Here is a 20,797-nt window from a genome sequence, read left to right on the forward strand (position 1 = left end):
GCCGGTTTCAGAACGGAGGGTCGTCGGAGTAGCCGTCTTCAGGACCCGGGACCCGTGGCTCGGGTAGGGGGCCGGGTTCCACACCCCAGGTCACGAGGCACCACCGGGCGAGGAATCGGTACCCCCGGTACTCGCTGGCACTCAGCGTGCTGCGTACCAGCGGCACGACCTCCGGTACATGGACGGCGAGTTCGGGCAGGGCGAGCGTCGTCGCAGCCGCGTGCACCGCGGCTTCCCGGACCGGAAGGTCGGCATCGGTGAGGTACGGCTGAGCCGCCTCGTAGATCAGCGGGAGGACCGCACGCACCGCGGCGACGTCATCAGGCCGTCCCGGGCCGTCTGCGTCGTAGGTCGCGTCGAAGGCGAGGTCGCCCAGCCATTGCAGGAGTGCCGCGCGCATGGGCCGGGGGCGCTCCTCATGAAGGTAGACGCCCGAGGTCATCGTCCGGGGGTGCCCGAGGATGGCGATGACGAAGCGAGCGGCCGGGGCGGTGACGCCATAGATGGTGTTCTGATGGGTCACGGCCTGCCAGAGGTTGTGTACCGCGGTCCGCTGGACCTCCTCGTCGTCATCCAGCAGCTCGGCCAGAATGTCGGGGGTCGCCGGGGTCGCGTGGGGGCAGCACCGTTCGAGGCCGCTCCAGTCTGTCTCCAGGAGGAGTGCCCAGGGGTCGATTGCCTCACTGCCGCCACTGATCGTCACCGCCCAAGTGTCGGGTGCGGGTCGAGCGGTACCGCGAGGGGGCTGCTTATCGGCGGGGCTTGCCCTGGTCGCCCGCCATGATGCGATGCCCCCGTGGGGCGTGTGGGCGTCCGGGGACACAAAGAACCCCCGGGCCTCTGGCCTGGGGGTTTCGCATGGAGCGGGTGACGAGAATCGAACTCGCGCTCTCAGCTTGGGAAGCGAGGGCGCTTCACGGGTGAGACCACCTCTCACCTGCGGCTACGTATTCTGGAGCGGGCTTTCGGCTACCTGTTCCGCGCCGCTGTTTACCGTTGTTGTCCGGTCGTATGGGCACGCTGTGGGCACGAGGCTGGTCGGCGCTGCTTCGCGGAGGGCCGCTGGGCACTTGGCGATGAGGAATGCCTGGCGGGGGAGCACTGCTGCCACGGTGACTTGCGTGTGCACACTCCTAACCGAGGATGCCAAGATCACAAAAAGCGTCTCTTTGGGTACAGACTTCGATCTTCGCCGCAGGCAGCCTGGGGTTCTGGGCGAGGAGGCGGCCGATGTGGTGGATCGGGATGGGGCTCGGAAGCGTCGCGGGTGTTGTGGTCCTGCGCGTTCTGCTCCGGCAGGTCCGGGGGCTGTTGCTGGACATCGGTGACTTGGTGTGTGCGTGGACCGAGGTTTTGTCGAGTATCGGCAGCAAGGCGGGCCGAGGGGGTGGATGCTGCGCTGCCCGCTATCGGTGTTCCGGCGTCGCAGAGGCTCCGAGGCGCTTGCGTAGGCTCAGGTAGACGATCAGCGTGATGCCATGGTCGGTCTGAGCGGCCCCGTCTTCGCGTGGTGGACGGTACCGGTGTGACGGTCGACGACGAAGATCGCGCTCCGACCTCGCCCACGACACCGAACTGACCTGGGTGACCCAGCGTCCGCCCCGGTACCTTGCCGACGACATCGACGGCCGCGCCCTGTTCGACGCGGCCACCGCCCGACGCCGTGCCCTCGGCGAGGGCCGCACCGACACGGGAGGCCGGGCGGCTCAAAGCGTCGCCCATGTTCGCCCGCATCGACCGTGACGGCGTCGCCTGGGCCGACGGCACGCGCGCGCCCGCCGACGCCGTAATTTGGTGCACCGGTTACCGGCCTGCCCTCTCGCACTTGCCACCCCTGGGTCTGCGCGGCACGCGCGGTTGCCGCCTTCGGCGCGGGGCTGCGGTCCGCGGTTGGTCAGCGCGTTCCTTGCGGTGGGGGGAGTACGTCGTGGTGGCGGGCGTTGGTATTGCGCCGACGCAGGTAGCGGTGCAGTGCCTGGGTTTGTCGCGGGGCGGCTGCGGTGGTGGTGGGTGGGGGAGGAAGCACAGCTCGACCTTGTTCTTCTACGCGTATGCGGCGGTGACGGTGAGTGCCCCGGTGATCGTGGAATCCCGGCCGTCGTCGGCCGAGGAGTACCGTGAAACCAGGAGGCTTTCGGTTTGCCGTCCCCGGTAGGCAGGCGAGTGCGATGTCCGACCCCGACCCCCCGCGGGTGAGCAGGCTCCTGCCCGACGCTGTGCATCAGGCGGTTTCGCGACCTGGAACCGCGGTGGTGCGGCTTGAGACGACGCATGACCGGAAGGGTGCGCTCGACGGGGCGTGGTGGCCCCGCTCCCGCGACATCGCCGGTGAACTGCCCGGCCTCGTCTCCGCGCTGTCCGAGTACCTCGGGCCGATCACACGTGTCGGTCTGGACACCGACGCCTGGGACGAGCTGCCGACGCGGCTGACGATCGACGGTCGTGTCGTCCGCATCGACTCCTTCCCGGTCGGAGACGACACCGTTCTCATCACCCGGGGCAGCAATGATCTCTTTTCGCTGCTGGTGGTTCCGCCGCACACCGCGGCCGACGCGGCCCGCGCGGCCATGGCCGCGGCCGTGCGCGCCGGCAGTCAGACGTCGGCGGAACAGATCCTCATCGACACCGGCACGGAGCGTGTGGGTCCGGGGCATGCACGCGCCGCTGCGCTACGCCACGGCCGCCATGAGCCGGGCTGCTGACGACGCGCTCGTCGGGGGCGGCACCACGAGGAGATCCCAGCGGCCCGCGGTGTAGGACTGCAGCAGGATCCTGTGCGGGTTGAGCACCTCGGTGAATCGGTCGACCGCCACCTCGTAGCCGTTGACGACGACCAGGCCGTGCGGGAGAGGCTGCCAGTGGCGGGGATTGACGGCCACGTGGGTGAGCCGGCCCCACAGCGGATCGATCACGTCGGCCAGTTCGCCGAGTTCTCGTGCCAGGTCGCGGGTCCGTGGCCACCAAGCGCCGTCCGGACGGCCGAAACGGCTGGCGGATCCGAGGACGAGGCGCGCGGCACGTGAGCGGAACGGTGCCGCGTGCGGACGCAGCTGAGTGGAGTTCATGATCATGAGGAAGAAGCCTGACTGCGGGCCTGCGCTGGCTGACGGAGCGCCCGGTGGTTGGGTGACCGAGGACGGGACCGGCGGCGCCGGTGCACGAAAGCCCTCGAAGTCCTCAGGCTACTCCTCGACGAGCCCCGACGAGAGGCTTCGGCCTCATCGGGTGGGCTGCTCCCGGCGTACGGCCTGCTCGGGCGCCGCGAAGAGTAGGCTGGAGGTACCGGGAACACTCCGCGCACGGACATTTCGCGTCTGTGCCGTTTTCGGTGATCGAATACGCCGGGTCGGCTCAGGCCCGCCCGGGGCAGGGTTCGCGTCATGACTGCGACCGTCTCCCCTCCGACGACGTCCGAAGACCGGCGTCCCATGTCCCCCGTACGCCTCTCGCTCGCTCCCGCCGGTTCGGCACCGCTTCTGCTGGACGGCGCCTGGTGGCCACGCTCGCGTGATCTCGCCGCCGAACTGCCTGCCCTGGCGTCCGTTCTCGATCCGCTGTGGGGGCGGGTCACCCGGGTCACGGTGAACCCCGCCCAGTGGCCGGTCGTCCCGCGCAAGGTGCCTGTCGCCGGGCACGTGGTGAAGGTGGGCTGGTTCCGCTTCGAGCAGGACGAGCACGAGTTGCTGCTGCTCTCCTACCACGTGGGCCGCTGGAACCTGCTGGTCGTTCCCCCGCAGACGCCTCCGGCCGCGGCCGCCTGGCTGATGGCCGCTGCGAGCGACCCGCGCCGGATAGCGACCGCGAGCAGCCTGCTGGCGGATGCCGCGCGTCTGACGGTGACCGCCGAGGCCGACCGCACCAGGGAAGCGGTGTGGGAGTCCGAAGGAGGACATGGAGCCGGTGCTTCCGTCACTTCTCCATGGCTTCGAGTCGCCGTCGCCACACCGGAGGACCGGCCGGAAAGGGTGTGAGGGCCATGGACATCCTGGTGACGGTGTTCGTGCTGCTGGCGGTGATCGCGGCAGGCGCGTTCCTCATCCACCGGCTGAACTCTCAGCACGGGGACAGAAGCGCCGCCTTCCACTACGGCCGCAGCGGTGTCGTCGCACCAGACCGGAAGACCGACGAAGGGCCGGCGGTACGCCGACGGTCCCCGGTTGCCAACGACGGCGGCGAGCGCCGGGGCTCCTGGTACGGCGGACGCGGACGGCTGCGTCCTGGACGCCGCCGTACCCACGGCGGCGTCTCGCCCCGCTAGGTGGGGACGCGGGTCCGTCGGAGCGGGGCGCCGGCGTCGTGGAGGCTGGTGAGTGCCAACCGGTAGGAGGCGACCAGGCCCGTTTCCGCGTAGTCGACGCCCAGGTCCCGGCAGTACCGCCGGACGATGGCGCGGGCCTTGCGCAGGTTGGGGCTGGGCATGCTCGGGAACAGGTGGTGCTCGATCTGGTGGTTCAGGCCGCCGAGCGCCAGGTCGGTGAACCGGCCGCCGTTGACGTTGCGTGAGGTCAGCACCTGGCGGCGGAGGAAGTCGGGGCGGTCGTCGGCCGTCAGGATCGGCATCCCCTTGTGGTTGGGTGCGAAGGCCGAACCGAGGTAGACGCCGAACAGGCACTGGTGGACGGCGAGGAAGGCGATCGCCATCCCGGGCGGCAGGACCCAGAACAGGGCGGCCAGGTAGACGGCGCAGTGCCCCAGGAGCAGAGCGCCGTCGACCGCCCGGCGTTTGAGCCGGCGGTTGGCCATGGCCCTGCAGCTCGCCACGTGCAGGTTGAAGCCCTCCAGCGTGAGCAGGGGAAAGAAGAGGAACGCCTGCCAGCGGCCGAGCAGGCGGGGCAGTCCGGTGGCGGCGCGGGCCTGGTCCGGGGACCAGACGAGCAGGTCGGGTCCGATGTCGGGGTCGAGGTTCTCGGTGTTGGGGTTGGCGTGGTGACGGGTGTGCTTGTCCTGCCACCAGCCGTAGCTCATGCCGATCGACGCGCCGGCGATCCGTCCGGACAACTCGCTGGCCCGGCGGCGGCGGAACACCTGCCGGTGGGCCATGTCATGGGCGACCAGGGCGACTTGCCCGTACATCACGGCCAGGAACGCGGCGATCGCCAGTGTCCAGCAGGAGGCGCCGACGAGGACGAACGCGGCCCATCCGGCGGCGTAGAGCCCGGTCACGGCGGTGATGCGTAACGTGTAGTAGCCGGGGCGGCGCCCCAGCAGTCCGGCGTCCGCGATCTTCTTCGACAGCCGGGCGAAGTCGCTGCCGGGAGTGTCGGAGCGCGTGGCGGTGGTGGTGGCCATGGTCATGAGGACGTCTCTCTCAGAAGCGGGCGGATGACTCGGGGCGGCCCCAGGGCGAGTTGGGCGCGGGGAGCGGGTGCGTACATGGACGTGCCCGCGGCGGCTCCTACCACCGAGGGGCCCGGGTGCCCCGCCCGGTGGGCCCCACACGGCCGTGGGGACCTGCCGCCGCCGTCGGGGTCGGGGGCCGGGCTTCTCCGTCGGCGCCGGGCCGCCGGTCGTCCAGGGCGGCGGCCGTGAGGAGAGCGGCTGCTTCCTCCGTCGCGTCCGGCGGGATCACCTGCAGATCCCAACGGCCGAGCCCGGGGGAGAGCAGGACGACCCGGTCCGGAGCGTGCGGAGAGGCGGGGGCCTTGTGCAGGCGGACGACCTGGTTGGCGACGAACATGCGCCCCGGTGCCGCCGACCAGGCCGCGGCGTCCACGGTGACGCCGGTGATGTCGCCCCACGCTCTCGGCAGCGCGGCGAGCATCTTCGGGAGCTGTGTCAGAAGATCGCGGGAGTACGGCCACCACACCCCGTCGATCCGGCGCGGCAGCGCGCCGTGTGGCGCGAGACGCAGGCGGACGAGGGGCGGGGGCGGGGGCGGAGGCGGGGTGGACGGTGCGGTGGGGACTGTGGTGATCACGTGGGTTCTTTCTGACGAGGTGGTTGCCGGCCGGTTCGGCAGGGCACGGCGGCCGACGGTCCGCGGGCTGTCGGGCAGCGCCGGACGTGGCCGGTGGATCCGGGTGCTGGAGGTCGTGCCTGGCCGCTCTTGCCGGAAAAAAACGCCGACGACCGCCGCGAGTTCGCGGGAAGGGAGTCGGCGGGCGTATGCGGGGTGAAGGGGGAGACCCTTCCGCGTGACGAACGCCGGTGGATACCGGGGTGGAGCCGGTCCGCCACCGGCGTGCCTGATGCCCTCGGTCTCCTCAGACTACTCCTCGGCGCGTAAAGGCGGCGTGACAGCAGGTCATCAGTGGCGTGGCAGATGGTGGGCGCCTCCGCGGCACCGGCCCGGTCCGACGGCCACCACGTCTCATGGCGGCGGTACACGCAGGGCGAGCAGAGCCACGTCGTCGGTGCTGCCGGGCGGCAGGTGGGCGAGGACCTTTCCGCACAGCCTGTCCAGCGGTTCGTGGACGAGAGTGAGGGCGTGCCGGAGCAGCCGGTCCAGGCCCGTGTCGAGGTCGCTGCCCGGTGTCTCGACGAGCCCGTCCGTGTACAGCAGCAGGGTGGAGCCGGGCTTCAGGGGATGCGTGGCGTCCGGTCGGTCCGCGTCGCCGACGGATCCGGTGCCGAGGAGCAGCCCCTGGCCGGCTTCAAGAAAGCATGCGGTGCCGTCCGGGGAGAGGAGCAGCGGGGGCGGGTGCCCCGCGCTGGTCCAGCGGAGCGTCCACGGTCCCGTGTCCGGGTCGCCCTCGACGCGGGCGAGGATCAGGGTGGCCAGCGGGACGGTGGTGATGACCGGCATGGCGGCGTCGAGGCGGTCGACGACGGCGCCGGGCGGTCCCGTGTGGTCCCAGGCCAGCGAACGCAGAATGCCGTGCAGTTGGGCCATACCGGCCGCCGCGGTCAGGTCGTGGCCCACGACGTCACCGATGACCAGGGCGAGCGCGCCGTCCTTCAGGATGAAGGCGTCGTACCAGTCCCCACCGACCTGCGAGCCCGCAGGTGCGGGCTGGTAGCGGGCGGCCAGCCGGAGATGGCCGTGCTGCGGCAGCGGGGCGAGCAGGTTGCGCTGCATCGCCTCGGCGACGGCGCGCTGACGGCCGTAGCGGCGGGTGTTGTCGATGACCACGCCGACCCGGCGGCCGACGTCACTCACTGCCGCCAGGTCGTCCTCGTCGAAGGGATGCGCCGGGTCGGTGCGCACCACCGTCAGCGCCCCGGTGATCCGGTCCCGGGCGCCGAGCGGCACCGTGATGGCGGAGCGCGCACCCACCGCGGCCAGGAAGCCACTGTGGAGAGCCACCAGAGGCGGATGTGCGGCGGCCGGGGTGACGGCAGCCACCCGGTCCTGGAGCACGGATTCGCCCCCGGTCAGCGCACGGCCCAGCGGCGAGTCCTCCCCCTCACCGGCTCCCTCCGCGCCGAGTACGCTCCGGCCCTGGAATCCGGCGTCCCGTCCCTCCGGACCGGTCACCGTCACCCGGTGGACCTCGCCGGAACCGGTCCGCAGGTCCACCGCGGCCCAGTCGGCCAGACGGGGCACGAGCAGCCGCACCAGGCGGGCCAGCGCCTCGTCGGTCTCCAGAGTCTGCCCCAGGACGTCCGTGATCTCCGCGACCAGGGACAGCCGCTCGTTGAGGTCCTCTAAGGCGCGCGTGCGCGCCGTTCGCTCCCGATGGACGCGGCGGTCCCCCGTGGCGTCCGTGAACAGCAATGCCATGCCTTGCACGGAGCCGTCCTCCGTCAAGGGGGACGCGGACCAGGAGACAGCCAGCAGACGACCGTCACCGCGCAGATACGTGCCGCCCTCCCCTCGCGCCCCCTGCCCCTCGGCCAGCGCGTGGAGCAGTGGGCACCGGTCTCGCGGCACCTTGTTGCCGTCCGCGTCCCGGTGCAGCAGATCGTGTGCGTCGGCGCCCCGCATCGCGGCGGCGGTGCGGCCCAGCAGCCGCTCGGCCGCCGGGTTCGCGGCGATCACCCGTCCGGCTGTGTCCAGCACCAGCACCGCCGTGCCCAGCCGCTCGACGACCTGCCGCCAGAAACCCGGTTCGTCCGCCGGCCACGGCCCCACGTCATCACCCACCGCATCGCGCACGGACCCTCCAGTGGCTGCCTTCCCGTCGATGGTGCTCCGACGCGGCCCTGCTCGCACGGCACCGGGGCAGTCGGCGCACACCGCGCGGGCACGGCCCACGGGCCAGCCAGGTATGTCCGGACCAGGGGCAGTCGTCATCCCGCTGTCTGTCCAGACGCAGTGTCTCCCGGGCGGTTGGTCGGCTCGTCTCCGGCGAGCCGTACTCAGCGCCGTCCTCGCCCCGGTCCGCGAGGAGCGCAGCTCCGCCCGGGCACGGGCGTCGGATGCTCAGGACCACGGACGCGGCCAGGACCGTGACGAGGACGGCGAGGCCAGCAGGTGGCGGGATCCCCGGGATGCTGCTCGATGAAGGCGTCGTCGCCGACCGTCAGGACGGCGAGCACACTGTTTACGGCTACGACGGTGTTGCAGCGGCTGACGGGCTGGCCACGATGGTGACAGTCAAAGCCTCGGCGGTCGTGGGGGAGGAAGCCCGTCCCGAGTCGGGACAAGAGGTTTGTCCCGAGTCGGGACATGACGCCCGTCCCGAAAAGGGACAACCAGAAACCCCGCAGAACAGTTCGGAGCCGCGCGCATGCTCAGCAGGATCCGCCCGCTGTCCGGCCCCCTCGCCGCGCCGGTCCCACAGGAGCTGAACCGTGACGCGGCGGTCGGAAACGAGCCGCGAAGGGAGGGCCGATCGACGCCGTAGGAAGCCCGGCGGTTGCGCAGGCCGACTTGAATGGCAGTCCCGTGCGACTACTTCAGAGCGTCCTCGATCGCCTCGAAGATGTCCGCGTCGGTCTCCTTCTGCCAGTCGGGCAGGGCAGCCCAGTCGGCGACATAGCCCGGCTTCGGGTTCTCGAAGTGCTTGTACATCTGCGCGGTCCAGCAGGTGGCGACAAAGCGGCTCTTCTGCTCGCGGGTGAGGCGGGAGGCGTGGCGGTCGCTGAGGTCGAGGAACTGGCGCACCTGGTCGTGGACGGCGCCGGCGGCCTGGCGCTCCCACTCGGGTGTCTCTTCCCAGGGGGTGACGTAACCGGGCTTGGGCTCGCCGGGGAAGTGCTTGCGCACTCCGGTGATCCAAGCCTCGCGGAACAGTCGGGCGCCCTCGGACTGCGACATGCCTTCCCCTCTCGTCACGTCGTGCACAGTGCGTCGATCTCGGCGCCCAGCTCCGCCACACGAGCGTCGCGGGTGAGCGGGCCGAGGTCGGTTCGTAACCCCAGAAGCTTACGGGCGACGTAACCCGAGGAGGTCGTGCGGGCGAGTCGCAGCGCCTCCCCGCCGTAGGCGATTACTTGGTCGGGGTCCTGGCGCCGGGCGCCGACGGCCGCGAGGTCGGTCAGGACCGCACCGCGTCGGCGGAAGGACTGGCCGGAAGCGAGGATGTCCTGGCTGAGCGCGCTGCTGAGTGCCTTCTCGGCGAGGTCGAGGCGACCGAGCTGGAGGTAGCGCGCGCCACGCTCTTCTGCGAGGCGGGAGCCGTCGAAACGCAGCCAGCCACCGTTGTGGGCCGCCCCGCTCAGGCCGGTCACCTTCTCCGCCTCGTCCAAGGCGCGTTCGCAGGCGGAGAGGTCGCCGAGGCCGGCGTACGCCTCGGCCTGGACGGCAGCGACCCAGTAGCGGGTGGACAGGGAACCGTCCCCGCGCCTTGCCACCTTCTCTGCGGCCGACAGCGCGCCGACCGCGTCGGCGTACCGGCGTTCGTACAGATCGACGTAGGCGTGGCGGACGAGGGCACACGCCCACAGGTCGTAGGACTTCGCCTCCTGGCTGGCAGAGGCGGCGAGCGTGTAGGAGGCGGCGGCGTCGGTGTAGCGGTTGCCGTCGAAGGCCAGTTCTCCGGCGAGCTGGAAGAGGTCACCGGCCGCGCCGCACAGGGCCTGTGCTTCGACCTCGGGCCGTCCGCCGAGGGTCTCGTTCAGGGCGGTGAGCTGGTCGCGGACGACCGGGTAGACGGAACGCTTGGCGCGGGCGAGTTGGTAGACCTGCCACAGGTGTCCGTTCATGCGCAGGAAGTCATCGGACATCCCGCGCAGCGCGCCCTCCGCGAGGGCTGCGCCCTCATCGGGGGGCAGGGCCACCAGGGCACTGGTGACGGTGATGGCGCGCAGGAACTGGCGTCGGATCATGTCGTCGAGGTCCCCTGAGCCATGGTGGTCGCGAGGCGGCGGCCCTGCCGACTCCGGTCGGACTGCTTGTGGCTGTCCCACCAACGCGTCGAGTTCGTCAAGGTCGAGGTGGAGCAGCTCGGCCAGCCGTGGTCTCAGCGGCGGCTGCGGCGTGGTGGTGCGGCCTTCCCAGCGGCCGACGGTTCGTCGGTCCACGCCGAGGGCGTGCGCGAGCTCTTCCTGACTGTAGCCCAGCGCCCTGCGCCTCTCCGCAAGCCCCATGCCGCCCCCTTTCCACGCATCAACCCGCGTCTAACCCGACGGCACCGGGCTGTCCCAGAAGTGTCCCAGGACTGGCCCGTGGATGCCGTGGTCTGCGCCAACGCGAGCCGCTTTTCTGGACGTTGTCAGAAACGACAACGGTGGAGGCCGGAGAAGGGGTGCGGACATGGCAGCAGGAAGCGTCACGTCGTCCGAGGTGGCTGGAGCGTCGATTGTCCTGGAGGCGGTCGACGAGGCCGTGGAGACAGCGCTGGCCATCCGGCTGTCGATGCCCGAGCGCCCGGTGATCGACGCCACGACCCGAGACCTGGTCAGCCACCTGAGAGTGCTGATGGCCGAGGAGCTCGGCTTCGACGAGAACCCGGCCGTCCAGGCGCTGTTCCGGGAGGGCTACCGGGTCCTCGACCTGACGCGTCGGCCGACGGAGCAGTCCCCTCACTTCCATGCCTACCAGTACATGCGGGATCTCGGCTCACTGACCAGACGCTTCGCCGACGTCTACCGCGCGACCCGGAGTAAGGACCAGAACGATGGCTGACCAAACCCCGGCCGAGCCGCCGGTGTGCCGGATCGGCGCCACCCTGCCCGACCAGGAACGAGCACGACGCGTCTTCGTCGGCCGACCTGGCCTCGCGCCGACCGTGGGGCAACAGCGTGGCAAGGACCAGGGCGCGCGGTGAAAGGCCAGGTCACGGCTCAGGTCATGTACATCGCGTGCGTCATGGTGCTCGGGGGATCGATCGTGGTGGCGGTGTCCCGGGGATGGTGAGCCGGCGGCGCAGCAGGCGAGGTCGCCCCTATGGCTGGCGGCAGTGGCTGCTGTCGGCCCTGATCATCGTCTTCACTACCCCGGTCGCCTGGGCTCTGTGGCACCTCGCCCCCGACTGAGAGAGACCACCGGTCCGCTCCGGACCTACCGACTCCCGCTCTGGCCGAGCGAGCCCTCGGGAAGACCCGGTCCCCACCGGGGAAGGGCTCAGCCGCTCTCTCCCCTCGGCCAGAGCGGGCCCCCACCCAACGAGCTCCCGTCCAGTTCGCCGTGAACGCCGGCGGCAGGGACGGGTCCGGGTTCCGCAGCTCGCGGTGCCCGTCCACCCACTCCGCAGGAGGAAGGAACAGTCATGATCATCGACGAACTCTTCACAGGAGACCTGGTCACCGGCGCCCCCAGCATGGACGCGGCGCTGCTCGACAAGATGCCCGGTGGTGGCGACAACAACGGCGACCACTGCAGCTGACCGGCCGGTGAACGCGGCGGAGCAGGGCCTCGCGTCCTGCTCCGCCGCTCCGTAGAGGAGGGGAGCGGAGTGCTCTCGTTTCGTGTGCGACTGGCAGATACCCGGGACGCCGGCTGGCGATGGGACACAGACCGCTGGGTCAAGGGGGAGAGCTGGATCCGGCCCGCTCACGCAACCGTCCTGGTCGCGGACCTCATACCGGGCGACGGATCGAGCGTCTGTGTGCTGGTGCGAGAAGACAGAGACGGTGAAGCCGACTACACGTCGCTGCTCGTCCGGCCCGACGAGATCCAGGTCTCGGCGGGAATGCTGGGTACCGTCCCGCTGTACCTCACAGCTGTCGGCGACGAGATCTTCGGGTCCTGGGACATCGTCGACCTCCGGCCGCACCTGCGACCTGACCAGCTCAATCCACGAGCGGTCGCCCGCACCTTGAGCCGCCAACACCGCTACAGCACCGACACCCTCTTCGACGGCGTGTACCGACTCACCGAACGCGCTACCGCGGTCTTCACGCCGGCAGGGCTCTCCATCCTCTACCCCGAGCCCGCCCAACACGTCCTGGAACCCCGCAGCCTCCGTAGCGGAGTGGACCCCGTGACCGTGTTCGACGCACTGCTCACCGAGGCCGTGGCCGAGTGGCGATCGACGGCCGGCCGCGTCGGCGTCGAGGTGTCAGGCGGAGCGGACTCGGCCAACGTGGCACTGTCCGCCGTCGCGGCCGGATTCGGCTCCGTGCACACCATGGGGCTGCTCATGGGCGGCCGGATCGGCCAGCTCCAGCGAGACCGGCGCCGCTCACTGGTGGATCACCTGGGGTTGCGGGACACCGCCGTGCCGGCGATGCAGCACCCGCCCTTCGTGCCTGGTGGCGTGAGGGAACGCAGACGGCCGCACGATCCGGCAGGCGCCTTCTACCAGGAAGCGTTCGACGTCGTGCGCGGGCACGTGGCCGCACACGGCTGCGAGCTGATCTTCACAGGTGGCGGCGGGGACGAGGTCAACGCCCACCACTCGCGTACGGAAGCCGGACTCCCGCCGATGGAGCCGGTGCCATGGCTCGGCGACAAGGCCACCGCGGCGCTGGCCCAGGTGAACGAGAACCTCGCTCCCATCCCGGTCCTGCCTGTGCCGACGCTCATGGCATTCGGCCTGCACAATCCGGCGTACGTGAGACTCGGTATCTGGCCGGTGGCCCCGCTCGTCCACCCCCGGATGATCCGCTTCATGGAACAGCTGCCGTACGAGTACAAACGCGACAAGAGGATGTTCCGCGACCGACTTCGGCGGACGGGTCTGCCCGAGTCCGTCGCGGCTCCGACCGAGCCGGAGAACTTCCTCGCGGTCATGGAGTCGGGACTGCGCACCTACGGGCTCCCTCTCCTGGACGAGATGCTGACCGATTCCCTGCTGATCGATTTCGGCTACGTTGATGCCGACGCCCTCAGCCGGGCCCGCGACCACGCCGAGCGGACTCCCACGGTGCCCGACCTGCTGTGCGACACACTCGCCCTGGAAGTCGGACTGCGGAGCCTCGCATGAGCGGCCTGGACATCGCCGAATCCAGACACCTGGCAGCCTCCAACCTCTTCTACCGAGACCCCGCCCTGTACGACAGAGTGCAGTCCGACAGCACCAGCGCGAGCAGCTGTCGGGCGCTCGTCCATCGGCACCGCCCGGATGCCCGCACTCTGCTGGATCTGGGCTGCGGAACCGGGAGAGACCTGGAGCTGCTGGCCCGCCACTTCGACTGCATCGGTGTCGAGTTCCAGCCCGGCCTGGTCGACTACGCCCGCCGCACACGGCCCGGCCTCGACATCCGCCTCGGCGACATGCGCACCATCCGACTCGACCATACCGCTGACGTGCTGACCTGCCTGGGAAACTCCCTCTCCTACGTGCACGACAACCAGGACATCCAGGCGGTCTTCCGGACCTTCGCAGCGCACGCCCGTCCCGGGACGCTCCTTGTACTCTGCTGTTCCGTAGCGCCGATCGAGCGTGATGAGCCGCAGGAAGCAGAGGTCGAGACCGGATCGGGCACGGCCCACGTGACCATCAGCTATGAGTGGGACCTGCGGACCCAGATGAACACCATGCGTCGGCAGTGGGTGTTCAACTCTGGTGAAGAAACACGGGACGTGATCCGTCGGCGTGTTCTCGGGCCGCGTGAGCTGGAGCTGTACGCGACGCTCGCCGGCTTCGACGTCCTCCAGATCACCGACGGGATCGGAGCAGGCACCTTGCACGGGCCTACCGCGTACACCGTGGCCCGGTACAGGTGATCAGGACGCGGTCGTCAGCGCCCACGGCGGGGATCATTCCCTGTCGGGCCGGGCACCGACTGCGTGGTGGGCGCCGAGTGCGAGGTGTGCCGGTTGGCTCGGAGGGCCGTGGCGTTGCGGTCGTCGGGTAGTGCGGGCAGGTGAGCGCTGCGGCGCAGGCGCCAGACGAGGACGTCGCTCATGGATCCGGCGGAGCGTAGTTCGCGCCGTGCCGTGGCTTCGGTCAGCAGGGCGGCCGGGTCATGGCCGGCCCTCCGGGCGTCGTCCAGTGTGGCGGCCAAGGCGGGCCAACCGGACTCGGCTTGGATCTGGTCGGCCAGCTCCGGCAGCACTTGGTGGAGCAGGTTCGCCTGCTGTTGCCGAACACGTTGAGTCAGCCGCCGGCCTCGCTGGCTCAGTGCGGTCATGGGCTGGACTGAGGCGGCCTGGTAGGCGGCGCGGAGGTGCTCGGCGGCTTGCTGGGCTGCTGTGGCCTGCTGGGTGTGATGCTTCCTGGCGTGCCACTTTGCCGCGGCGGTCACGACGAAGACGGCCATGTCGATGAGCATGGCCGTGCAGGCGCCGTCTTCGCCCCGGCCCAGGACCGGCCCGCTGTGGACGAGATCACGGGCGGCTTGTCGCAGGCCCCGGTCGTGCCCGCGTACCGCCTTCACGTGGGAGCGGCTCGCGCGCTCGAACGCGGAGGCTGCCTCGCGCAGTTCGGCCCGGGTGTGGGCGGCGGAGGTCTTGGCCAGCGCGTCCAGGACCTCTCCGGTCGCGGCGATCTGGGCTGCTGCGGTGCCGTCGTCGCCGTGGTCGATCACCAGCAGGGCCTGCCACGTGGCAGCCGCGGCCCGCCGCCGCGCGAACGCGGGGCCTGTCACGGGCGGCAGTGCAGGCTGATCCGGCCATGAACCGTCGATGGCGGTGGGCGTCTCCGAGGGCCGGCTCCAGCGTTCGCGGACACGGGGCAGGGACAGGTCGGGCGCCAGCTTGGAGCCTGAGTAGAAGACCGGCTCGCCGTCCTTGTTCCGGTCATCAGGGAGGGCGACCTTGTACCCGAGGAGATCGCCGGAGGGCGCGAGACGCTTGCGGATCAGCAGACCGGCGGCGGCCAGGCGGTCGAAAAACTCGTCCGTCGAGGCAGCACCGGCCACTGCCCGGCGCACGGACTCACGAAGTTCCTCCCGCGCTGTGCGCTCCCGGCCTTCCCGCTGGGCCTTGTGCCGTTCGGCGCTGGTCGGACGACGGGCTGCGGTGCCATCGCCGGTGGCGAGGCGGCGCAACCCGTAGTCGATCTCGATCACGCGGGCTTCCGCTTGGGAACGCTTACCGTCCTGGCGGATACGGGCTTGGCGGCCGTCCTCTCGTACGACGGTGGCGATGATGTGAATGTGGTCGTCGGCGTGCCGAATCGCTGCCCAGCGGCAGGCGGCGTCGTCACCGTCGGGAGCGATGCCGGTGGCGGCGACCATTCGGCGCGCAATCTCGCCCCACTGCTCGTCCGACAGGACCGGGTCCTCAGGAGCGGCGCGTACCGACAGATGCCATACGTGCTCGGCGGGCCGGCGGTTCTTCGGCAGGGCGTTGACCGGCTGGTCGAGCAGCCGCTGGAGATCGCCGTACGTGGCATCGGAGTCGCGCCCGGGATCAGGGGCGAGGCTGTCCCAGGCGGCCACCAGGTGCGAGTCTGTGTGCTCTTCGTGCGTGCCGGGCCCGTACAAGTAGTGGAGCAGGCCGATGGTGCGCGTGCCTCTTGCGTGGACGCGGGGGATCACCCGGCTGTCCTGTTGTCCAAGTGGTGCTGGGTGAAGGCGTCGACGCGCCTAGCGGCGCGCTGGACGGCGGCGAGGACCGCCTCTGCCTGCGATGCGTCGGCGCCGGAGTTCAGCGCCTTGGCGACCTGGTTGAGGTTGTTGCCGAGTTGCCCGAGGTGGCGCCGCAGCGCGAACAGCTCGTGCAGCATCTCTCGCTCGCCTGCGATGTCCGCGGCGGTACGGCCGAGGTCGTGGGCGGCGTCGAGAGCGGAGCGGGCGAGGAAGCCGGCGATGCTCATGTGGCACGTGGCGGCTGCTCGGGCGAGCAGTTGGTACTCGGCGTCGTTCATGCGGCAGCTGGGCTGGTGCAGGCGCTTGTTCTCGTCGCGCAGGCGTTCGCGCTGCTGTATGCGGGGCTGCGACGGAGAGGTGCGCGCGCAGTCGATGCTGTGGTTCGCGTGTAGCTCTTCCCCGCCGGTTTGCGATCCGTCCTCGGTCGCTTCCGGGACCGCCGCTCTCGGGGCGGGAGACGCAAGAGCATTGCTCCCGTCGGGAGCAATGCTCTTGCACCAACTTGCTCCGTCGGAGGCTGAGATGGTGGCCCCCTGACGCACGTCGTCAGGAGTGTGCTGATGTGGTTGGTGCATGGGTCGCTTTTCTGGGTGGGTGTTCCACGGTGAGAACCCGTAGCGGCGGCCGTGCGCGGCTGGCACCGGGCGGGCTCGTTACGGGACCGTGTGGGGTGGGCTCCAGGTTGGAGCGGTCCGCGGGGACCGGTCCTCTCTTCCTCTGCGTATCACGCTTGGGGACCGCGGACCGCGTTGTGCGGGTCTTCGGTCCTCGGCAGGACCGGGACCCGGCAGGGCTCGGTCCTCCCTCACGATTGACTGTCATTCGCGGTGCAGGACCGTTGTTTCCGCCCACCTGGGGGCTGTGACCTGCTGCTTTGCCAGGAGACCGTTTTCGTGTCCGACGGGACCGTCGGGGACCGGTCCCCGAGACGTACGGGACCGGTCCCCGATGTCTGGTGAGGACCGGTCCCCACCTCGGGCGGCCACGGTCCCGGGACCGGGATGCTCGGTCCTCGCATGTGCCATCCGGTCCCCGGCCATTGAGGACTGGTCCCCGACACCCTCGCTCGGTCCTCGACGCGGCACGCGGCCGGTCCTCCTGGTGAAAGGACGCGCGCTCGCAGACTGCCCTTCCGTCGTCCGGTCTTCTTCCTCCATCGTCAGGGGGAGCGGTGACGTCGTCTGTCAAAGCCCTTGAGGATGACGCGGTCGGTCATCTCCGCGAGGCGGGAAGCGACGCGGTCACCGAGGGTGGTGCGCAGCTCGGCGGTGGGGAGGTTGGTCGTGATGAGGGTGGGGAGCATGTGCTCGTACCGGTGGTTGATGAGCCGGTAGGTCAGCTCCTCGGTCCACTCGCTGGTCTTGGCCGCACCGAGGTCGTCCAGGAGCAGCAGTGGGCTGCGGGCCAGGGTCTGCAGGTCGCGTTCGGCGTCGTGGCCGGCACGGGGACGCAGGCGGGCGTACAGGTCGGCGGTGGTGACGGCTTCCCAGCGCAGGCGAACCCCGCGGGTGAGGAGTGCCCGAACGGCGCCGTACGCCTGATGCGTCTTGCCCGTGCCGGTGGGGCCGGCGATCAGCAGGGAGGGACCCTCGGCGATGCCGGGCCCACTCGGGCCGGGGCGTCCGGCATGGGCGATGTGGTCGGCCCAGGCGATGATTTGAGGGTGGTCGGCGAGGGCACGGCGGTACCGGGCCGGGATGCGGGCGTCGGCCAGCTCCAAGGCGGTGACGGGTTCGGCGGGCGGCTCCGCGGCTACGGCGCCGGGGTCGATGCCGCGGCCCGCCAGGATGCCGTTCAGACGGTCGGCGAGCGGGCCGACGTGCTGGGGTTCGCGGGTGAGGGTGGAGGTCAGAGCTGTTCTCCGTAGGCGGCTTCGACGTCGGCGGGGTTTGTCCACGCCCTGTGGATGACGGGCTGGGCGAGGGCGGCGTTCATGGCCTCGTGCACCAGGCTCGGCAGGATGCTGGGGTGCTTGCCCTTGGTCCTGTGGAGGACGAGCCCTGCCCTGACGTGGTCGGGAGCGATGCCTTCGGCGAGCAGCTTGCGCACCTCTCGGCCGAGATGGCCCAGGACGTCCTGGGGCGGGCGGTGGGCGCATGCCGCGCTGTACTCGGCGATGAGCTGCTTGGCCGAGACGGTGTCGGCCGCGGGGGCGCTTGCGCCCCCCGAAGGGGTAGATCCTAGATCCATGATCCTAGGTCCTAGATCCGGACCGTGAGGTGTCACCGCGGCCTCAAGCACGAGTCCATGAGGTTCAGGTGAGGGCTCACTGACTGCCTCCTGACCTGCGGTTTTGTTGGTGGTTTCCGTTTGGTTCGAGGGATCGTGTGGGTTCCGTGCCCCTTCACTGTCACCTCCGTGAGGGTTCGGCGCATGGTCCGCGACGGCTCCGTGCGTTACGGACGGCGCGGGTGCCACGGCCTCGACAGTCTTGGTGCCGCCCGGGGCACCGTTCGGATCGTTGTGGCGAGGGCAGGCCGGGATGCGGCTCTTGCTGGCCCGGTTGATCTTCTGGTGCTTGTGCCACGTGACGATGTGCAGGTAGCGCTTGTCGTCCGGGCCCTTGTACCGGCAGACCAGGCCGGCGTCGGCCAGCTGGGCGAGATCCTTCTCGACCTCGGCGGGAGTGTGCTCCGGACGCAGAACCCACAGCTGACCGGCGATGATCGCCGCGTGGTCGCGATAGCGGCCTTGGTCGTCGGCCTGAGTGAGCAGGCCGAAGAAGGTGCGCTCGGCGGTCAGGGTGACGACGGCGAGGGATTCGGAGACGAAGGCTTCGGGCTTGATGGTGCGGATCCGTGCCAAGAGCGGAGTGTTCCTCACTCGGTGGCCGATGGGCGGGCACCCATGGCTCACCGTCGGTCGTGACGGCAAAGGCGGGGGAGTTGGCCGGCCGTGGACGCGAGGCTGGCTGAGAGCCGGTCGCGCTTTCCGGGGGTGTCGTCAACATAGCCACACCCGAGCGGCACAAGTCCAGCCCTGACCTGTCGAATCTCTGTCGGCAGAAAGGCCGTCGGGAATCGGGGCGGCGAGGGCGGCGTGAAAACGGTAGGTCACGATCGGCGGTTGACCAAATAGTTGTTCTGGGCGTCAAGCCAGAAGGATCACACCGGCAAGGCGTTGACGTCCGGTGAGTGGCGAAGCTACAACACAACACCCCACGTCAGAGACGCTGTCGAGCACTGCTCGGGCCGCCGTCACAGGGAACCCATCGACGAAATGGCCACCCGCCTGCCAAACGCACGGCGGCGCAACATAGCCGACGATCGCCGGTTAACCAAACCGGCGAACACAGCCGAGAATTGGAGTCATGGCAGCACGTTCACTGGAAATCGGCGCAGCCGGGATAAGGGCCGCCCGCACGATCGAAATTCTCCGCACCGAGCGCGGCCTCTCCCAGCGAGAGCTGGCCGCTCGCGTCACCGCCCTTGGCCGGCCAATGTCCAACACGATGCTGTCCCGCATCGAACGCGCTCAGCGCCGCTGCGACGTCGACGACCTGCTCACCCTCGCGCAGGCACTTCGCGTCCCGGCCCGCGCCCTGCTCCAGGACTCCGCGACCTGTTGAAGCCACCACCGGTCCGCCGTGCCCGCTCCAGTTTCGACCTCGGTAAGGAAGTCTCACCGTTGCACCGACTCGCAATAGCCCCGGCCCGTTGCACTCAGCAGCACAGCCGAAAGGGGGCGGTCGCCCATGACTGACCGCCTCCTGACGGTGGCCGAAGCCGCCGAACAGCTCGGTACCGGCGAACGCTTCGTTCGCCGTCTGATCGCCGAGCGCCGCATTCGCTACGTCAAGCTCGGACGTCCCGTGCGCGTCCCCGAGAGTGCCGTCACCGAGTACATCGAGGCGCGCACGGTCGAGCCGACCCGGCGCACCCGCACTCGGTACGGGCGGGCCGCCTGATGCCGACACGCAAGCTCCAGCGTCGTCGGGAGTTCGGTACCGTACGCAAGCTCCCGTCCGGTCGATGGCAGGCCCGCTACCTGGGCCCGGACGGGCAGCGCCACAAGGCCCCCGAGACCTTCGACACGAAGACCGACGCGCAGGACTGGCTGAACCTGGTCCGCGCCGACATCGAGCGTGACCACTGGCGTGACCCGGACGCCGGCGCGATCAACTTCGAGAAGTACGCCCTTCGCTGGATGGAGGAGCGCGGTCTGGCCCCGACCACGGTCGACCGCTACGACGGCCTGCTACGCCTGCACCTCCTGCCGGTCTTCGGCAGCAAGGACCTGGACGAGATCACACCGCCTTCCGTCCGCACCTGGCGAGCCGAGCGGCTCAAGGCAACGGGTGCCACGACGGTCGCCAAGTCGTACCGGCTGCTGAAGGCCATCCTGCAGACCGCGGTCGATGACGACCTCCTGCGGACCAACCCGTGCCGGATCAAGGGCGCCGGTCGGGAGGAAGCCGACGAGCGGCCGACCGCCACCGTGGAGCAGGTCTTCGACCTCGCCGACGCCATGGGTCCGCGCTGGCGCCTGATGGTCCTGCTCGGTGCCTTCGCCTCGCTTCGCCCCGAGGAGCTGGCTGAACTGCGCCGCCGCAGTGTCGATCTCGACGAATGCTCCCTGCGGATCACGCATGCGTCACCGGAGCTGACCAACGGCAGGAGGGTCACCGGCGATCCCAAGTCCCGAGCGGGCAAGCGCACCGTTTACTTGCCCGACTTCCTCCTGCCCGAGCTGCGACGCCACGTGCAGTGGTTCGCCGAGAAGGAGCCGGATGGTCTCCTCTTCGTCGGGGAGAAGGGCGCTCCATTCCGCCGCTCGACGTTCGGACGGAAGTGGCGCAAGGCCAGGACGAAGGTGGGGCTGCCCGACAACTTCCGCTTCTACGACCTCCGGCACACCGGTAACACCCTCGCCGCCGACACCGGCGCCAAGCTGAAGGACCTCATGGTGCGCGCCGGCCAGTCCTCGGAGCGCGCCCAGCTCATCTACCAGCACTCGACGGTCAAGCATCAGCGGAGGCTGGCCCAGGGGATCGACACTGAAGTGCGCGAGCGCTTGCGTGAGGCGGGTGCCGATCGGTCGGAAGCCAATTAGG

At 70.1% G+C, this 20,797-nt stretch carries 21 protein-coding genes and 1 pseudogene; 11 read left to right on the forward strand and 11 right to left on the reverse strand.

Features of this window, described 5'->3' with window-relative positions; all coding sequences use genetic code 11:
* Positions 1-7: 7 nt before the first annotated feature.
* Entirely contained in the window at positions 8-703 is a 696-nt protein-coding gene (locus ACQZOG_RS15020) for a hypothetical protein (RefSeq protein WP_051724604.1), read from the reverse strand.
* An 848-nt stretch (positions 704-1,551) separates the two neighbouring features.
* On the opposite strand from ACQZOG_RS15020, the pseudogene ACQZOG_RS15025 reads away from it, so the two are divergent.
* Both ACQZOG_RS15025 and ACQZOG_RS15030 read left to right on the forward strand, forming a co-directional pair.
* Positions 1,552-1,858, forward strand: a pseudogene (locus tag ACQZOG_RS15025) (pyridine nucleotide-disulfide oxidoreductase); the annotation flags it as partial.
* A 310-nt stretch (positions 1,859-2,168) separates the two neighbouring features.
* Entirely contained in the window at positions 2,169-2,702 is a 534-nt protein-coding gene (locus ACQZOG_RS15030; RefSeq protein ID WP_007453348.1) for a DUF5994 family protein, read from the forward strand.
* On the opposite strand, the gene ACQZOG_RS15035 is transcribed toward ACQZOG_RS15030, so the two are convergent.
* On the reverse strand, positions 2,670-3,065 hold the full coding sequence (locus ACQZOG_RS15035) for a DUF5994 family protein (protein ID WP_203550461.1): 396 nt from the start codon (positions 3,063-3,065) through the stop codon (positions 2,670-2,672). The genes ACQZOG_RS15030 and ACQZOG_RS15035 overlap by 33 nt on opposite strands.
* 315 nt (positions 3,066-3,380) lie before the next feature.
* On the opposite strand from ACQZOG_RS15035, the gene ACQZOG_RS15040 reads away from it, so the two are divergent.
* On the forward strand, positions 3,381-3,971 hold the full coding sequence (locus ACQZOG_RS15040) for a DUF5994 family protein (protein ID WP_033276641.1): 591 nt from the start codon (positions 3,381-3,383) through the stop codon (positions 3,969-3,971).
* A 5-nt stretch (positions 3,972-3,976) separates the two neighbouring features.
* Positions 3,977-4,258 carry a hypothetical protein gene (locus ACQZOG_RS15045; RefSeq protein WP_033276642.1) on the forward strand — a complete coding sequence of 94 codons (282 nt, stop codon included), beginning with the start codon at positions 3,977-3,979 and terminating at the stop codon, positions 4,256-4,258.
* Here ACQZOG_RS15045 and ACQZOG_RS15050 read toward each other — a convergent pair.
* The 5 genes from ACQZOG_RS15050 to ACQZOG_RS15070 all read right to left on the reverse strand — a co-directional run bounded on the left by ACQZOG_RS15050 (position 4,255) and on the right by ACQZOG_RS15070 (position 10,413).
* On the reverse strand, positions 4,255-5,295 hold the full coding sequence (locus ACQZOG_RS15050; RefSeq protein ID WP_033276643.1) for a fatty acid desaturase family protein: 1,041 nt from the start codon (positions 5,293-5,295) through the stop codon (positions 4,255-4,257). The two genes, ACQZOG_RS15045 and ACQZOG_RS15050, sit on opposite strands and share 4 nt — an antisense overlap.
* Before the next feature lie 100 nt (positions 5,296-5,395).
* Positions 5,396-5,917 (reverse strand): DUF5994 family protein, encoded by a 522-nt coding sequence (locus tag ACQZOG_RS15055; RefSeq protein ID WP_033276644.1) that lies wholly within the window; start codon positions 5,915-5,917, stop codon positions 5,396-5,398.
* Between the two features lie 393 nt (positions 5,918-6,310).
* Positions 6,311-8,038 carry a SpoIIE family protein phosphatase gene (locus ACQZOG_RS15060; protein WP_164555663.1) on the reverse strand — a complete coding sequence of 576 codons (1,728 nt, stop codon included), beginning with the start codon at positions 8,036-8,038 and terminating at the stop codon, positions 6,311-6,313.
* Between the two features lie 738 nt (positions 8,039-8,776).
* Positions 8,777-9,142 (reverse strand): hypothetical protein, encoded by a 366-nt coding sequence (locus ACQZOG_RS15065; protein ID WP_007453337.1) that lies wholly within the window; start codon positions 9,140-9,142, stop codon positions 8,777-8,779.
* Between the two features lie 14 nt (positions 9,143-9,156).
* Positions 9,157-10,413, reverse strand: coding sequence for a helix-turn-helix transcriptional regulator (locus tag ACQZOG_RS15070; RefSeq protein ID WP_007453339.1), 1,257 nt, complete (start codon positions 10,411-10,413; stop codon positions 9,157-9,159).
* Between the two features lie 166 nt (positions 10,414-10,579).
* Here ACQZOG_RS15070 and ACQZOG_RS15075 point away from each other — a divergent pair, with 166 nt between their 5' ends.
* From ACQZOG_RS15075 to ACQZOG_RS15090, 4 genes are all read left to right on the forward strand, one after another.
* Positions 10,580-10,951 (forward strand): hypothetical protein, encoded by a 372-nt coding sequence (locus ACQZOG_RS15075; RefSeq protein WP_430741553.1) that lies wholly within the window; start codon positions 10,580-10,582, stop codon positions 10,949-10,951.
* Positions 10,944-11,093, forward strand: coding sequence for a hypothetical protein (locus ACQZOG_RS15080; RefSeq protein WP_157842197.1), 150 nt, complete (start codon positions 10,944-10,946; stop codon positions 11,091-11,093). The genes ACQZOG_RS15075 and ACQZOG_RS15080 overlap by 8 nt, the downstream gene beginning before the upstream one ends.
* 627 nt (positions 11,094-11,720) lie before the next feature.
* The gene (locus tag ACQZOG_RS15085; RefSeq protein WP_430741554.1) at positions 11,721-13,193 is read left to right on the forward strand and encodes an asparagine synthase; all 1,473 of its coding nucleotides are present in this window, start codon (positions 11,721-11,723) and stop codon (positions 13,191-13,193) included.
* Entirely contained in the window at positions 13,190-13,936 is a 747-nt protein-coding gene (locus ACQZOG_RS15090) for a class I SAM-dependent methyltransferase (RefSeq protein ID WP_033276647.1), read from the forward strand. The genes ACQZOG_RS15085 and ACQZOG_RS15090 overlap by 4 nt, the downstream gene beginning before the upstream one ends.
* 14 nt (positions 13,937-13,950) lie before the next feature.
* Here ACQZOG_RS15090 and ACQZOG_RS15095 read toward each other — a convergent pair whose 3' ends face one another.
* From ACQZOG_RS15095 to ACQZOG_RS15110, 4 genes are all read right to left on the reverse strand, one after another.
* On the reverse strand, positions 13,951-15,693 hold the full coding sequence (locus tag ACQZOG_RS15095; RefSeq protein WP_054103069.1) for a relaxase/mobilization nuclease domain-containing protein: 1,743 nt from the start codon (positions 15,691-15,693) through the stop codon (positions 13,951-13,953).
* Positions 15,690-16,118 carry a plasmid mobilization protein gene (locus ACQZOG_RS15100; protein ID WP_430741878.1) on the reverse strand — a complete coding sequence of 143 codons (429 nt, stop codon included), beginning with the start codon at positions 16,116-16,118 and terminating at the stop codon, positions 15,690-15,692. Before ACQZOG_RS15100 ends, ACQZOG_RS15095 begins: the two co-directional genes overlap by 4 nt.
* 785 nt (positions 16,119-16,903) lie before the next feature.
* The gene (locus ACQZOG_RS15105) at positions 16,904-17,596 is read right to left on the reverse strand and encodes an ATP-binding protein (RefSeq protein WP_430741879.1); all 693 of its coding nucleotides are present in this window, start codon (positions 17,594-17,596) and stop codon (positions 16,904-16,906) included.
* Positions 17,593-18,549 (reverse strand): hypothetical protein, encoded by a 957-nt coding sequence (locus tag ACQZOG_RS15110; protein WP_430741555.1) that lies wholly within the window; start codon positions 18,547-18,549, stop codon positions 17,593-17,595. The genes ACQZOG_RS15105 and ACQZOG_RS15110 overlap by 4 nt, the downstream gene beginning before the upstream one ends.
* Before the next feature lie 505 nt (positions 18,550-19,054).
* On the opposite strand from ACQZOG_RS15110, the gene ACQZOG_RS15115 reads away from it, so the two are divergent.
* The 3 genes from ACQZOG_RS15115 to ACQZOG_RS15125 all read left to right on the forward strand — a co-directional run bounded on the left by ACQZOG_RS15115 (position 19,055) and on the right by ACQZOG_RS15125 (position 20,796).
* On the forward strand, positions 19,055-19,312 hold the full coding sequence (locus ACQZOG_RS15115; RefSeq protein ID WP_030401440.1) for a helix-turn-helix domain-containing protein: 258 nt from the start codon (positions 19,055-19,057) through the stop codon (positions 19,310-19,312).
* A 126-nt stretch (positions 19,313-19,438) separates the two neighbouring features.
* The gene (locus ACQZOG_RS15120) at positions 19,439-19,651 is read left to right on the forward strand and encodes an excisionase family DNA-binding protein (RefSeq protein ID WP_031043819.1); all 213 of its coding nucleotides are present in this window, start codon (positions 19,439-19,441) and stop codon (positions 19,649-19,651) included.
* Positions 19,651-20,796 (forward strand): tyrosine-type recombinase/integrase, encoded by a 1,146-nt coding sequence (locus tag ACQZOG_RS15125; RefSeq protein ID WP_037640757.1) that lies wholly within the window; start codon positions 19,651-19,653, stop codon positions 20,794-20,796. The genes ACQZOG_RS15120 and ACQZOG_RS15125 overlap by 1 nt, the downstream gene beginning before the upstream one ends.
* Position 20,797: the final 1 nt, after the last annotated feature.

It is taken from the genome of Streptomyces sp. P13-3-3, from assembly GCF_050571355.1.
Taxonomy (GTDB): Bacteria; Actinomycetota; Actinomycetes; order Streptomycetales; family Streptomycetaceae; genus Streptomyces; species Streptomyces althioticus.